General features: G+C 31.8%; 12 protein-coding genes. 10 read left to right on the top strand and 2 right to left on the bottom strand.

Going from position 1 to position 13,796, the window contains the following annotated elements:
• Positions 1 to 37: 37 nt before the first annotated feature.
• Complete coding sequence (gene mprF, locus ILYOP_RS13755) at positions 38 to 2,578, top strand: bifunctional lysylphosphatidylglycerol flippase/synthetase MprF (protein WP_013389110.1); 2,541 nt, start codon at positions 38 to 40, stop codon at positions 2,576 to 2,578.
• 78 nt (positions 2,579 to 2,656) lie between these two features.
• Here the strand turns inward: mprF and ILYOP_RS13750 are convergent, their stop codons facing one another.
• Together ILYOP_RS13750 and ILYOP_RS13745 are read right to left on the bottom strand one after the other, a co-directional pair.
• Positions 2,657 to 3,412 carry a dienelactone hydrolase family protein gene (locus ILYOP_RS13750; protein WP_013389109.1) on the bottom strand — a complete coding sequence of 252 codons (756 nt, stop codon included), beginning with the start codon at positions 3,410 to 3,412 and terminating at the stop codon, positions 2,657 to 2,659.
• Between the two features lie 286 nt (positions 3,413 to 3,698).
• A complete protein-coding gene (locus tag ILYOP_RS13745) occupies positions 3,699 to 4,307 on the bottom strand; it encodes a hypothetical protein (RefSeq protein ID WP_013389108.1) in 609 nt (202 codons plus the stop codon).
• A gap of 316 nt (positions 4,308 to 4,623) precedes the next feature.
• Between ILYOP_RS13745 and ILYOP_RS13740 the strand changes: the two genes are divergently transcribed.
• The 9 genes from ILYOP_RS13740 to ILYOP_RS13700 all read left to right on the top strand — a co-directional run bounded on the left by ILYOP_RS13740 (position 4,624) and on the right by ILYOP_RS13700 (position 13,780).
• Positions 4,624 to 4,866, top strand: coding sequence for a DUF6868 family protein (locus ILYOP_RS13740; protein WP_013389107.1), 243 nt, complete (start codon positions 4,624 to 4,626; stop codon positions 4,864 to 4,866).
• 5 nt (positions 4,867 to 4,871) lie between these two features.
• Positions 4,872 to 5,366: a L,D-transpeptidase family protein gene (locus ILYOP_RS13735; RefSeq protein WP_013389106.1), complete on the top strand. Its 495-nt coding sequence runs from the start codon at positions 4,872 to 4,874 to the stop codon at positions 5,364 to 5,366.
• A gap of 588 nt (positions 5,367 to 5,954) precedes the next feature.
• Positions 5,955 to 6,662, top strand: coding sequence for a DUF3047 domain-containing protein (locus tag ILYOP_RS13730; RefSeq protein ID WP_013389105.1), 708 nt, complete (start codon positions 5,955 to 5,957; stop codon positions 6,660 to 6,662).
• Between the two features lie 121 nt (positions 6,663 to 6,783).
• Positions 6,784 to 7,068: a hypothetical protein gene (locus tag ILYOP_RS13725; RefSeq protein WP_013389104.1), complete on the top strand. Its 285-nt coding sequence runs from the start codon at positions 6,784 to 6,786 to the stop codon at positions 7,066 to 7,068.
• Between the two features lie 278 nt (positions 7,069 to 7,346).
• Complete coding sequence (locus ILYOP_RS13720; protein WP_013389103.1) at positions 7,347 to 8,597, top strand: exopolysaccharide biosynthesis polyprenyl glycosylphosphotransferase; 1,251 nt, start codon at positions 7,347 to 7,349, stop codon at positions 8,595 to 8,597.
• A 30-nt stretch (positions 8,598 to 8,627) separates the two neighbouring features.
• Positions 8,628 to 9,713 carry a GDP-mannose 4,6-dehydratase gene (gmd, locus tag ILYOP_RS13715; protein WP_013389102.1) on the top strand — a complete coding sequence of 362 codons (1,086 nt, stop codon included), beginning with the start codon at positions 8,628 to 8,630 and terminating at the stop codon, positions 9,711 to 9,713.
• 77 nt (positions 9,714 to 9,790) lie between these two features.
• Positions 9,791 to 10,792, top strand: coding sequence for a glycosyltransferase (locus ILYOP_RS15365; protein ID WP_013389101.1), 1,002 nt, complete (start codon positions 9,791 to 9,793; stop codon positions 10,790 to 10,792).
• A 70-nt stretch (positions 10,793 to 10,862) separates the two neighbouring features.
• Positions 10,863 to 11,792, top strand: coding sequence for a GDP-L-fucose synthase (gene fcl / locus ILYOP_RS13705; protein ID WP_013389100.1), 930 nt, complete (start codon positions 10,863 to 10,865; stop codon positions 11,790 to 11,792).
• Positions 11,792 to 13,780, top strand: a complete 1,989-nt coding sequence (locus tag ILYOP_RS13700; RefSeq protein WP_013389099.1) for an FkbM family methyltransferase — start codon at positions 11,792 to 11,794, stop codon at positions 13,778 to 13,780. Before fcl ends, ILYOP_RS13700 begins: the two co-directional genes overlap by 1 nt.
• Positions 13,781 to 13,796: the final 16 nt, after the last annotated feature.

Genomic DNA, 13,796 nt, shown 5'->3' with positions numbered 1-13,796 from the left:
AATAATAAACAAGTAATAACATCTTAGGGAGGATTTTATGAGGAAAAGATCTAAAATATTTAGATTTTTATTAAGCATAATATTGTTTATAGCTACGATAATTTTAATCGAAAAAGAGCTTGCAAATTATAGTTACACCGATATTAAAAATGCTGTTTCAGAAATAAATAGGGAAATGATTTTGATATCTGTTTCTTTGTCTATTTTAAGCTATATTCTTTTAATTTTTTTAGACTCTCTTGCCTTTAGATACACAGGATTAAAATTTGAATATTATAAAATAATTTTTGTATCTTTTGTCAGTCGGGCTTTTGGAAATAATCTAGGAATTTCGGCCCTTAGTTCTTCTGCCATAAGATTCAGATTTTTTTCTCTTTGGGGTGTACCATATAATAAAATAATAAAAATCATTACCTTTTGTTATTCAACCTCTTGGATAGGACTCATCGCTGCAGGAGGTTTTATTTTTACATTCTGGCCTGTGACAATACCTTCAAAATTCAATTTTTTCATAAAGGACAACAAAAGCATAGGGATTATTTTTATATTACTGTCTATTTGCTATGTAGTTTTTTCAATTGGAAGAAAGCATATAAATTGGCATTTTGAGTTTCCAACATTATCTATCACCTTTATTCAGATATCTTTATCATTAGTCGAATGGAGTATTGCTGGATGTGTACTATATGTACTTTTAGTAAATGCAGCTAAAATAAATTTTTTTACATTTATGTCTATATTTATAACTGCGCAGCTAATCGGTGTTATAAGCAATCTGCCTGGGGGTATAGGGGCCTTTGAATTTATCATGATCTCATTTTTATCTCAGTTTATTTCTGTCCATGAAATATTGAGTGGTTTGATTCTTTATAGAATGATATATTATCTTCTCCCTTTATTTTTTGCCGTTGCTCTCTTGGGGGCTTATGAAATTTCTGTTAAGAGGGAAGCTTTTTCACGACTTGCAGATTTTTTTGATAGTTTCATAGCTCCATTTGTTCCTCTAGTATTGGCTACTGGGATGTTTGCAGGAGGATTTATAATGCTGTTATCTGGATCTACTCCCTCGGAATTATGGAGGATAGAATGGCTGGAAAGATTTTTTCCAGTTGCCACTTTAGAGGTTTCTCATTTTATCGGAAGTATAACAGGGTTTTTACTTTTGATGCTAGCCACAGGTATAAAGCGAAGGTTAAACAGTGCTTATTTTATATCGATACTTCTCTTGGTAATAGGTATTTTGTCTTCCCTTCTTAAAGGATGGGATTATGAAGAAGCTTTTATACTTTTTGTTATACTTCTTTTACTGATTCCTTCGAAAAAACATTTTTACAGAAAAGCTTCAGCTCTTACGAGTTATTTGAGTGTAAACGGAATGTTGTTAATATTTTTAGCCACTGCATCAGCTCTTTGGATAGGATTTTTTTCTTATAAACACGTAGAATATTCCAAGGAACTTTGGTGGCAGTTTGAGTTTAAAAAAAATGCTCCTAGATTTTTACGTTCGACTCTTGGAATAGCCTTAGCAACAATTCTCTATACAATTGCTAAGCTTCTGAAACCTGTAACTGACTATACAATGGAAAACAAGGGTAAGGGAATGGAAGATGCTAGAAAAATACTTACAACATCTATAAAAACATATTCCAACTTAGTTCTTATAGGAGATAAATCCATAGTGTTTGATAAAGATAGAGATTCTTTTATAATGTACGGAGTCAGTGGTAAGAGCATGATCGCTATGGGAGACCCTGTAGGGAACAGCGAAGGTATTTCTGAGCTCATATGGCTTTTTTATGAAATAGCAATGAAAAATGGTAAGAGAGTTGTCTTTTATGAGGTTGGCACAGAATACTTAAACTATTATTTGGATATAGGATTAAACGTATTGAAAATAGGTGAAGAAGCAGTCGTGGATTTATATGAGTTTTCCCTTACTGGAGGTTCTCGGAAGGGGCTTAGATACACTTATAACAAACTACAGAAAGAGGGGTGTTCCTTTAGAATAATTGAGCCATTGGAGATAGAGAGTGTAATAGATGAACTTAAGGAGATTTCCGATGGGTGGCTTGACTTGAAAAAAGGTTCTGAAAAAAGATTCTCTCTTGGAAGTTTTGAGGAAGGGTATATAAAAAACTTTAGAATAGGAGTTATCGAAAAAAATGGAAAAATAACTGCCTTTTGCAACCTTTGGGAAACTTCAGGTAAAAATGAACTTTCTATAGATTTAATGAGATACAGACCAGATTCCCCTGATTCTGTTATGGAATTTTTATTTATAAATCTCATGCTTTGGGGTAAGGAAAATAATTATAAATGGTTTAACCTTGGTATGGCTCCTTTGTCTGGAATAGAGGGAAGAGAACTCTCTGTATTCTGGAATCGTTTTGGAAATTTTGTCTTTAATCTCGGTGGACAATTTTATAACTTTAAGGGCCTAAGAAATTATAAGGATAAATTTTCTCCACAGTGGCGCTCAAAATATATAGTTTTTTCAGGAGATCTTTCTCTTTTAAGTGTTTTAAAGGACGTTTATATACTTGTTTCAGGTGGATTGAAAGGGATCATTAAAAAATAGATATTTTATTATTGGATTTAATTTGGCTGGCAATTGTGTAAAATAAAACACCAGAAAAGTCTGGTGTTTTATTTTAGTTTATCTTTTGAGAGTTTCCTCTAAAAATTCAGTGAATCTTTTCCATGATTTTTCATCGGCATCTTTTCTGTAGCTTTTAGACCCAAAGACAGTAAAGGCGTGGGGAGCTTGACTGTAAGTTATCATTTCATGAGAAACACCGTTATTTTCTAGCTCTACTGCAAGTTTTGCAAAGTCATCCATTGTGATATTTGCATCGGCAGTACCGTGGAGAATTAAGATTTTTCCCTTGGTTCTGGAATAATCCTGATTCTCAGGAGTAGTTAGTCCACCGTGAAAAGTGGCAAAACCTTTTAGATTTATACCAGATCTGGCAAACTCAAGCACTGCAGCACCTCCAAAGCAATATCCCATAGCCACAGCATTATGGATATTTCCACCCTTTAATCTGGCCACTTCAAGAGCTCCTAGCATAAGTGAACGCATTTTCTGTCGGTCAGCGTAGAGTTCTCCTGTATGTTGACGTCTGTCTTTTATCTCGGTAGGACGTATCCCTTTTCCAAAGAGGTCCACTGTGAAAACAGAGTATCCTAAATCTGCTAGCATCTCCGAACGTTTGATTTCATAGTCTGTGAGTCCATCCCAGTCGTGAACCAGAAGGACTAGTGGAGCTTCAGGGGACTTGCTTATAGAGTAGTATCCTTCATAAACTTTATCATCTATCTTGTATGATATAGATTTAAGAGAGGCTCCTATAGAGGTTGCAGTTATTGTAATAAAAAAAATCATCATTATAAAACATCTTATTTTTTTCATATGTATCCTCCTGTTTATAAATATTCTTCTGCTACTTTTCTCTTAGAAAATCAGCATTTAATAAATTAACCTGAGCTATCTATCTTTATATAATACTTTCTACAAGTATTTTATAAGCTATTTTGAAAATTTCCTCTTAATGTTTTTATAAGTTGTATGGCTTTTTTAATTTTTAAAGGAGAAGATTTTGATTTTTTCCATGTTTTTGGAAAAGTTGAGATTATTATAGATATTTTTTATTTTGTTATAATTTATGTAAAGAAAAAAGAGGCAGTTTAAGATTAACTCAAACTGCCTCTTTTATTTTTCTGCTTATATCTACCAAATACTGAAGGTCTTTTATATTCTCTTTGGATTTTGTGTTTGTGTTGACATAGAGCAAAGCCCTTCCTCTTCTGAAGCTTACTGTCACGGGGTTTTCATGGGGGTTTTCCTCTAATATGGGTTTTATTTTCTGGAAATATCCGTCTTTAGAAAGAAGCTTCCCTGCTGGATATAAACTGAAAAATTCTTTTTCTTCGTCTGTGGTAAAAAAAAGATCAACATCTAAAGGGACCTCAAAGGAAGCTCCGACACGGGCCTGCTGGGGTTTTTCATCGGGATCTTCTTTTCCTAGATCCAAAAGCTCAATATATCTGAAAACTGAGACCTCATCGTCCTTAATAAGATCCCTCACCTTGATAAAAGACCTCATTTTTCCCTTTCCTTCGATGGCGAGTTTTTTATTAAGTTTTTTCTCCAAAATTTTGGTCTCTTTATTTTTAAAAATCAGCTTATTATTTTTTGCCAATTCTTTTATTAAATTTTGCTTTTTTAGAGAAGAGACGGCGCTGTAACCACCAACTGCCAAGAATGCAGATGCGACCACAGGTAGAATTATCATGTTCCAACTCATAACGGATATTCCTCCCAGTATATTTAGTTCAATAAAATTTTGGTTTCAGATTTTTTCTTATATTTTACACATTAAAAAAGGAGTTGATAACTTATTCAAGAATTATAATATAAGTTGGTATTATAATTCTTATATTTTTTTAAATTTTTCAAACTATAATTTTTTTAAAAAAGTTCAATAATTCATTTATAGTCGATATACAATTACAAGTCAAGTAAAGGTTTTTAATAATATCCAAAAACAGTTTATTATTTTAAACTGATCTAGCAATTTTTTGACGAGTAAAGTTATCAAAAAGTTAAAAAAAGGAGGATTTATGAATATAAAATTTTTTCAGGATTTTTTTCTTTGGTGTACAATCATAAATAGTATAGCTCTTTTCTTTTGGATGCTCATGTTTATTGGGGGAAGCAACTGGATCTATCAATTTCACAGCAGATGGTTTAAAATTTCTTTAGAGGAGTTTCACGCTATTCATTATAAGGGAATGGCCTTTTACAAACTGGGTATTTTTTTGTTTAATTTGGCTCCCTATATTGTTTTATTAATAATAGAGTGATAAAAATGAATATGAAGAGAATATCAACTAAATTAACTAATAAGTTTTTACTTATATTTTTTATTATCTGTTCTGCAGTTTATGCAGATAAAAAAATAGATCTTGTAAAAGTAGATAAATCTTCGAAAAAGATGTTTCTTATGTCAGGAAACCAGGTGATAAAAATCTATGATATATCTTTGGGGATAGATCCTATAGGGCACAAGGGAAAATCTGGAGACAATAAAACTCCCGAGGGGATTTATACTCTCGACTATAAAAACAGTCAGAGTATTTATTATAAGAGTATCCATATATCCTACCCCAATGAAAAGGACAAGGCCGCTGCAGCACAAAAGGGGTGGGATCCAGGGGGAGATATCACCATACACGGGCAGAAAAAGGGCAGTCTGTCTAAAGAAGAGTGGACTGAGGGGTGTATAGGGGTCACAAATGAAGAGATGGACGAAATATGGGAGCTTCTCCAACTTCCTGTGACTATAATAATAGAACCGAGGTAAATTAAGGATTAACTTTATTTTAAATTAAATTATTGAATTTCTCCAAAGTTCCGTTACTTTTCCTTGATGAAAAGTAACCAAAAATCAAGGCCTGTGAAAAATAAGCTAAATTCCTTCGGAAATCTAAGTAAAAATCAAAACTCGCTGCGCTCAGACAGTTGATTTTTTCTAGAGATTTCTCTCAGTCATTCTTAACGCTTATTTTATCAATTGCCAAAAACTAAAAAAAACCTTTTGTGTGCGTAAACTTTGGTATACCTTTGCGCCTGCTTCTTAAGCGAGACCATATGCTTTTATATTTTTTGAATTTTCAAGTCACAGGGCTTATACAGAAAAGAACCTGCACTCAGCCGTCCTACAGAATAAGTTCCGCAGGGAACCGAGGACTGTAGCTCACAAAGGCGATAAAAGAAATATCTACTTCCTAGACATTTGAAAATTCTTGAACTTTTGGTTACTTTTCTTTCAAGAGAAAAGTAACAGGTTCCGATAAAGTCAGTAATTTATTCTAAATAGAAATTTAAGTTAATTCAGGTCAAATATATTTAACCATTTTAAATCGAAAAATTATTCTTTAGGGAGGTTTAAGTGAACATAAAACGTATTATCGTAATCATTCTTATTTTTGCCACGACAGTCTTAGTGACTTTTTCTGAACCTGTAGAAGAGGTTAGGATAAATGAGGAGTTTAAAAATCTAGACAACTGGGAGGCCTATGAATTCCCCAAAATAAAAGAACATTCTGTATACACTATAATAGAGGGAGATATCTTGAAAACTGAAAGTAAGACCTCGGCTTCTGCCATTATTTATAAGGGTGACTTTGATGTATATCAGTATCCAATTATAGAGTGGAAGTGGAAGGTGGAGAACATAATAAAAAACGGAGATGCAAAATCAAAGGAGGGCGACGATTATTCTATCAGAATATATATTGCCTTTAAATATGACTCTGAAAAAGCTAGCTTCGGGAAACGTATTAAATATAATACTGCCAAACTTCTTTACGGCGACTATCCTCCTGACAGTTCTCTCAATTACATATGGGCAAATAAAAATCATGAAGAGGATATTATAGCCAACGCATATACCAACCAGGCTCAGATGATACTCCTTCAAAAGGGAGATGCCCATGTGGGGATGTGGAAGACTGAAAAAGTAGATATTGTAAAAGACTATATAAGGGCCTTCGGAAAAGAGCCTCCTGCTCTAGCTAGCATAATAATAATGAATGACACAGATAATACAAAGGAAAGTGCAGTATCTTACCTGGATTATATAAAAGTTTACAGGTGAGATAAAGGATAAAAGAAACATAATTTTCCAGTTTATTTAAAAGGAAAGAAGATTGTTTTCGGTAATTATATTATACGTAATTTAAACTTTATTAATTTAGAGGGTATAGGGGGTGGTTCTCATGAAAATAGGGGTTATGAAATGCAAAGGATGCAGTCATATCGAGTATGATTCTGATGTGGCTTTTGAAAAGATAAAAGATTACTTTAGTAAGGATGTCTTTATATCTCAGGAAGACTCTGAGAATGCAGATATATGGCTTCTGGTATCTGGGTGCTCAAATCCATGTATGGATCACAGTGCGTTAAAGAGCCCTCTTGGGAAACTTTTTATAATGGCTGAAAAAGATGCCGATAAGGCCATCTATATGATAGAAAAGCTGAAAAAAAATTTTAATGTCAGCTGAATAAAAAGATAAAATAGAACCTGTGGCCAAGACTTGAAAAAGTTTTTTTACAGGTTTTTTATTATGCAACCGATGATTTCTATAGTAAACTATATTGACAGTAGATATGAATAAGATTAACAGTTAATTAAAAATATAAGTGTTAAAACTCTTCAGAGTAGCTTATCAGTTAAAATTATTACAAAATTTTTTAGAAGATTATTGAAATTTTATTCAAATTCAAAAAAAGTTAAGTCGACATATCTAGTATTATTCACCGGTGATAAAAGGGAGTTTTTATGAAAACAAGACATCTAGGGTATTTTCGTACAGTTTACATAATTTTATTTTACTTTTTATTTTATTTTGGGAACTTTTATTATGGAACTCCAATGAAAATCTATGTTTATACTATATTTTTCATGTTATATTTTTACTATTATCTGACAGATTTTTTAAATTTTGATGATAAAAAGGGTAAGTACAGCCCTTGGATAACATCATCTGTTATTAATATAGCTTTGTCAATTCTATTATGGTCTTTTTCTAAGAGCAACATTTTGTTTTTCAAATTCCTGATACTTTGGTTTTTTAGTAATATATTGAGAGAGATTATAGTTAAATTTGTGAAACAGGATACAAAGGCTATTTTTGTTGGTTCTCAAGAAGATTTTGAAAAATGTATTTTGGGTAGTAGAATCAATTTTTTCAATTTTGTCAGAAGGATTAAAGATTTAAATGAGATGAATATTTTTTCTTGTTTAGAAGATGAGGGTATAGAGGCAGTGGTTGTAAAAGAGGAGATATCAAATGTTCACCAGAATGAATTTCTAAAAATGAAATTGAGAGGAATTCGCGTACTGCTTACCTGGCAATATCAAGAAGAGATAGAAAAAAAAATAGATGTTAAAAATATATCTGATAAATGGTTTCTCTTAAGCAGTGGGTTTGAAATATTAAGTGATGGTTTTGAAAAAAAGGTAAAAACTATTGCAGATATTGGGTTAGCTATAATTTTTGGGATTTTGACCCTTCCGATAATGATTTTGTCTTCTGTTATTATAAAGCTTGAGAGCGAGGGGCCTGTTTTTTACCGACAGAAGAGGGTTGGACTTGGAGGAAAAGAGTTTGAACTCATTAAGTTCAGGTCTATGAGGGCTGATGCAGAAAAAAATGGACCTCAGTGGTCCAGTGAGAATGATCCGAGAATAACTAAGTTTGGAAATTTTATGAGGAAGGCCAGGATAGACGAGCTCCCGCAGCTTTGGAATATATTGAAAGGAGAGATGAGTTTCATCGGTCCGAGACCAGAAAGGAGAATTTTTATAGATCAGCTGGAAAGGGAACTGCCTTATTATAATATGAGACATCTTGTGAGGCCTGGACTCACAGGGTGGGCCCAGGTGATGTACCCCTATGGGTCGAGTATAGAGGATTCTCTTAGGAAGCTAGAATATGACCTTTATTATATTAAACACCAGAAAATCATATTAGATATATTGATTTTTTTTAAGACGATAAAGATTGTTTTATTTGGAAAGGGAAGATAGGATTTTTAACATAATAAATGGAGGGCATCAATGTCAAATAAAGTGGCACTTATTACAGGTATAACGGGACAGGATGGTTCTTTTTTGGCAGAATTCTTACTAGAAAAAGGATATGAAGTACATGGCATTATCAGAAGATCATCATCTTTTAACACAGGTAGGATAGAACATTTATATATGGATGATTTGATAGAAGATATGAAGTTACCTAGAAAGATAAACCTTCACTATGGGGACATGACAGATTCGTCAAACCTGATAAGGCTTATACAAAAGATACAGCCTGATGAGATATACAACCTAGCGGCACAGTCTCATGTAAAGGTATCATTTGACATGCCTGAATATACTGCGGATACTGACGGAATTGGGACTCTCAGAATACTCGAGGCAGTAAGGCTTCTTGGGATGGAGAAGAAGACAAGAATTTATCAGGCATCTACATCAGAGCTTTACGGTAAGGTACAAGAGGTACCTCAAAAAGAAACCACACCGTTTTATCCTAGATCTCCTTATGGTGTGGCAAAATTGTACGGGTTTTGGATCACCAAAAATTATAGGGAATCCTATGATATGTTTGCTGTAAATGGAATATTATTTAATCACGAATCAGAAAGACGTGGGGAGACCTTTGTAACTAGAAAAATTACTCTTGCTGCTGCCAGAATAGCCCAGGGGAAACAAAAAAAAATTTATTTAGGTAATCTAGATGCTAAAAGGGACTGGGGTTACGCAAAAGACTATGTGGAATGTATGTGGCTTATGCTGCAGCACGATAAACCTGAAGATTTTGTTATAGCAACTGGAGAAATGCATACAGTAAGAAAATTTACTACATACGCATTCAGAGAAGCTGGAATAGAATTAGAATGGCAGGGAACAGGTATGGATGAAAAAGGGATATGCAAAAGAACAGGGAAAGTGCTTGTAGAAGTAGACCCTAAATATTTTAGACCTGCAGAAGTAGAACAGTTATTGGGAGACCCTACAAAAGCAAGGACAGTACTTGGATGGAATCCTACTAAAACTTCATTTGAAGAACTGGTCAATATAATGATGAAGTCTGATATGGCACTCGTTGAAAAAGAAGATAGAATAAAAAAGGCTTTTGACTAAAGAAATCAGACACAGACTGCTACAAATTAAGATATGACTAAAAAGTCATTTGTCGAAAACAAAGAAGGTGTCTAATTATGAAATATAAAGTATTTTACATATCAAGTCATGGGTTTGGACATCTCACTAGATGTCTTGCACATATAGAAAAGATATTAGAGGAAACTAATTACAACATCTATATTGCCTGTGGAGAAAAACAAAATGAGTTTTCAAAACTATACTTGCAAGATTATAAAAAAAGACTGAGATTCTCAGATATCGTAACTGACATAGGCCTTATAAACATAGAAAAAAGCCTGACAATTGACAAGATTAGACTAGAAAAGATTCTTAAAGAGTTTATATCTTCATGGGATGAGACTATAAAAAGTGAAGTTTCAAATCTAGGTGGATTAGACATAGTGGATATATACACGGATATATCACCGATAGGTGTACTTGTTGGAAAAACCCTTAAGAAAAAGATAATAGGCAGTTCTAATTTCACTTGGTATTTGCAGTATAAGAACTTGAACCTAGCTGAAGATATAGTAGAAAAATATCATGAAATAGATCAGATATACGATGAATTTCATGCTTACCCATTACACCTAGATATAGGCCATATGAAATGTAAAAAAAAATATATAGATTATATTTCAAGAAAAATTGATGATACCAAAGTACAAGATATAAGGGAAATTCATGGAAAAAGTATCTTTCTAAGCTGCGGGAAATCAGCCAGCTTAGAAAAAATAAGAGTTGAAAATTTTAACGGCACGATATTTTGTACATCGGGAATCCAGGTAGAGAGTGCTGGCGCTAATATTTGTCAACTACCATTAGATATAAGAGATACCCAGAATTATATAGCAGCAAGTGAACTCATTATTTCTAAGGCGGGCTGGGGGACAGTAGCTGAAGCTATCTGTGGAGAAACCCCAATGGTTCTAATGGAAAGAGATGGAGTATTGGAAGACACCCATATAATTAATGAATTAAAAAAACAAGGTAGGGCAATCTCTATAAGTGAAAATTGTCTTAGAAGAATAGATTATTTGGATCTCAGACAGAGATTGCTACAGACTAAAATCTGATTAAAAGAAAAATGTCTTTTACACAATCTCGTGATAGTCTTGTATCAAAACAAAAAAAGAGGTGGAAATCTTGGAAAAAAATTCAAAAATATACGTAGCAGGACACCGTGGTATGGTGGGATCTGCAATAGTTAGAAGACTAGAAGAGCTAGGATATTCAAATATAATATATAAAAATTCAAAAGAACTTGACCTCAGAAGACAAACAGAGGTGGAAAAATTCTTTAAAGATGAAAAACCTGAATATGTATTTCTTGCAGCAGCTAAAGTTGGGGGAATACATGCAAATAATACTTATCCTGCAGAATTTATCTATGATAATCTCATGATTCAGTCAAATATTATTCATAATGCCTACAAATATAATGTAACAAAACTTCTTTTCTTGGGAAGTTCTTGTATTTATCCAAAATATACAGAGCAACCTATAAAAGAGGAACACTTACTGGGGGGGCATCTAGAACCGACCAATGAAGCATATGCAACAGCAAAAATATCAGGGATACAGCTATGCAAATTTTACAGACAGCAATATGGCTGCGACTTCATATCAGCTATGCCAACAAATTTATACGGTATAAATGATAATTTTGACCTCGAATCTTCTCACGTAATGCCTGCTCTTATAAGGAAGTTTCATGACGCAAAGATAAACGACCATAAAGAGGTATTAATGTGGGGAACTGGTAAACCTAAAAGAGAGTTTATGTACGTGGATGACCTTGCTGATGGCCTTACTCATTTAATGCTAAACTATTCAGAAGATATGCATGTAAATATGGGTACAGGTGAAGATATAGAGATTGGAGAACTAGCTCAAATTATAAAAGAGGTAGTAGGATATGAAGGAGTGATAGTAAATGACCTGTCTAAACCAGACGGGACACCAAGAAAGCTACTCGATGTAACGAGATTAAAATATACTGGATATACTCATAGAGTAGAGTTAAAAGATGGAATAGAAAGAGTATATAGATGGTATTTGGAGAATAATAAATAATGAAAAAAATCTCAATAAAAAAAAATACAATTATAATGTTAGTGGATAAAATAATAAAAATACTTGTTGGATTTGGGATTTCGATAATGATTGCAAGATATTTAGGTAGTGAAAATCTTGGTAAAATAAGTTATGTTTTAGCATTTTTAGGTTTTTTTGAAGTTTTAAGTATATTTGGAATGAATGCAATAATTTTAAAAGAAATAGGAATGTCTGAAGATAAAGATATAAATAAAATATTATCATCAGTAATGTTTTTTAGAGTAGTAATTTATATACTAACGTTGCCCATTTGGTATTATATGTTTAGTAGTTTTACTAATGGAAATCAAGAATTATTAGATTTATTTTTAATTTTTTCTGTTAATCAATTATTAAATGCATTTATAGTGTTTAAATTATTTTTTCAAGCTAAAGGATTAAATAAAAATGAGGTAATAGCCTCTCAAATTGCTTATTTTATAGGAGTTATTTTAAAGGTCAATTTTGTAATTATGAAGGGGAGCTTATATTGGTATGCAATATTATTTTTAGGAGAAAAGGTTATTTATTCAATAATACTTTTATTAAGATATAAGAAAAAAAATACCTTTAAGTTTCAAGTAGATTTTAAATATTTAAAGAAATTAATTAAAGAATCATCACCATTATTAGTTGCAAGTGTATCTATATTTATTTATATGAAGGTGGATCAATTAATGGTAGGGAAAATGTTAAGTGTAAAAGAAGTTGGAATATATTCAGTAGGAGTTAAATTATCAGAATTAGTTTATTTTATACCAGTAACAATAGCAACAGCATATTTCCCTAGAATACTTGATGGGAAAAAAAATAAATCTAAAGATGAATATGTTAATGAATTTGTAAAATTAGGAAATATAAATGTGTTTATTTGTACATTGTTTGCGATAGGAGCAACTATACTAGGAAAATGGTTTATAGAATTAGCATATGGAATGGAATACAGTTCAGCAGGAGATGTATTTAGAATATATAGCTGGGCAGGAGTTTTTGTTGCATTAGGAGTTTCGACTTCTAAATATTTATTGTTAGAAAATAGAAATGATTTACAACTATATTCAACATTAACAGGTGGAATTGTAAATTTTATTTTAAATTTATATTTTATCAGAAAATTTGGAATTGTAGGAGCGGCTTGGACTACTGTAATTTCAATGAGCATATCAGCTTATTTATTTTATATATTTGTTAAGGATAAAGAGCATATTAAAATGAGAACTAAGGCTATTTTTATGAAAAAAATAAAGTTGATTATTAACAATAAAGAGGAGAGTAAAATGAAAAACAAAATAAAGAAAATATTATGTTTTTTTTTAGAAAAAATGAAGATAGAAACAAGATTTCACAAAATGGGGTTAAATGATTTAGATAATAAATTAAAAAAATATTTAGATTTTAGTGAAGGTACTTTTATTGAAGTTGGAGGAAACGACGGAAAAACGCAAAGTAATACGTATTTTTTAGAAAAAATTAAAAATTGGAATGGGATATTAGTTGAAGGGATTCCAGAGCTATATGAAAAGTGTAAAAAAGAAAGAAAGAAATCATCTGTGTATAATTATGCATTAGTAGGAAAAGATTTTGATAACGATTATATAGAAATGGAGTTTGCAAACTTAATGTCTGTAGTTTCTAAAACAAGATTAAATAAAAAAGAACATATTAAAAAAGGACTTGAATGTCAAAACATAAAAGAAAGCTATACTACAAAAGTACCTACAATAACTTTACAGAAACTTTTAGATGAAAATAAAATAAAAGAAATTGATTTCTTTTCCTTAGATGTAGAAGGTTTTGAATTAGAAGTGTTAAAAGGTGTAAATTTTGATAAAATAAAAATTAATTATATATTAATAGAAGTTCAACAGAAAAAATATAAAGATGAAATAGAAAGGTATTTGGGAGAAGAATATTTTTTAATAGAAAAGTTAACAAATCATGATTATCTTTATAAGAAAAATAATTAAAATTTATGTGGGGTAT

This window comes from Ilyobacter polytropus DSM 2926 (assembly GCF_000165505.1).
In the GTDB taxonomy this organism is placed as follows: Bacteria; Fusobacteriota; Fusobacteriia; order Fusobacteriales; family Fusobacteriaceae; genus Ilyobacter; species Ilyobacter polytropus.
This window is presented reverse-complemented; position numbering and strand designations above follow the sequence as displayed.

Excerpts from the sequence above, each read along its gene's own strand:
- mprF (WP_013389110.1), top strand. The coding sequence starts at position 38 with ATGAGGAAAAGATCTAAAATATTTAGATTTTTATTAAGCATAATATTG.
- ILYOP_RS13750 (WP_013389109.1), bottom strand. The coding sequence starts at position 3,412 with ATGAAAAAAATAAGATGTTTTATAATGATGATTTTTTTTATTACAATA.
- ILYOP_RS13745 (WP_013389108.1), bottom strand. The coding sequence starts at position 4,307 with ATGAGTTGGAACATGATAATTCTACCTGTGGTCGCATCTGCATTCTTG.
- ILYOP_RS13740 (WP_013389107.1), top strand. The coding sequence starts at position 4,624 with ATGAATATAAAATTTTTTCAGGATTTTTTTCTTTGGTGTACAATCATA.
- ILYOP_RS13735 (WP_013389106.1), top strand. The coding sequence starts at position 4,872 with ATGAATATGAAGAGAATATCAACTAAATTAACTAATAAGTTTTTACTT.
- ILYOP_RS13725 (WP_013389104.1), top strand. The coding sequence starts at position 6,784 with ATGAAAATAGGGGTTATGAAATGCAAAGGATGCAGTCATATCGAGTAT.
- ILYOP_RS13720 (WP_013389103.1), top strand. The coding sequence starts at position 7,347 with ATGAAAACAAGACATCTAGGGTATTTTCGTACAGTTTACATAATTTTA.
- gmd (WP_013389102.1), top strand. The coding sequence starts at position 8,628 with ATGTCAAATAAAGTGGCACTTATTACAGGTATAACGGGACAGGATGGT.
- ILYOP_RS15365 (WP_013389101.1), top strand. The coding sequence starts at position 9,791 with ATGAAATATAAAGTATTTTACATATCAAGTCATGGGTTTGGACATCTC.
- ILYOP_RS13700 (WP_013389099.1), top strand. The coding sequence starts at position 11,792 with ATGAAAAAAATCTCAATAAAAAAAAATACAATTATAATGTTAGTGGAT.